Genomic DNA, 422 nt, shown 5'->3' on the forward strand with positions numbered 1-422 from the left:
GCCGGAAATGACTGCCTTTTCCATGGTCTCGTCTTCTTCAAAAGTAATCAGGGTGCCCGAGCGCATTTCTTCGTCGAGCGCAATCAGCGGATCGGTCAGGCTCGACAGCACACGCGTCTTCACCTGGTATTTGCCGGCGAATTCGACCGAGCGGATCTGCAGGACCTTCGAGCCGAGGCTGGCCATTTCCAGCATTTCCTCTAACGTCACGCGATCGAGGCGGCGCGCCTCTTCGACGACACGCGGATCGGTCGTGTAGACGCCGTCGACGTCGGTATAGATCAGGCACTCTTCGGCACCCAGCGCAGCCGCCACCGCCACCGCCGACGTGTCCGAGCCGCCCCGGCCCAGCGTCGTGATGTGGCCGTCCGGATCAACGCCCTGGAAGCCCGTGATGATCACGACCTTGCCCGCGTTCAGAT

Annotated in this window: 1 pseudogene; it reads right to left on the minus strand. The window is 62.3% G+C overall.

Features of this window, described 5'->3' with window-relative positions:
* A pseudogene (locus tag M3667_RS16615) lies at positions 1-422 on the minus strand (aspartate kinase); the annotation flags it as partial.

It is taken from the genome of Microbacterium sp. P26 (assembly GCF_023712585.1).
Taxonomy (GTDB): Bacteria; Actinomycetota; Actinomycetes; order Actinomycetales; family Microbacteriaceae; genus Microbacterium; species Microbacterium algihabitans_A.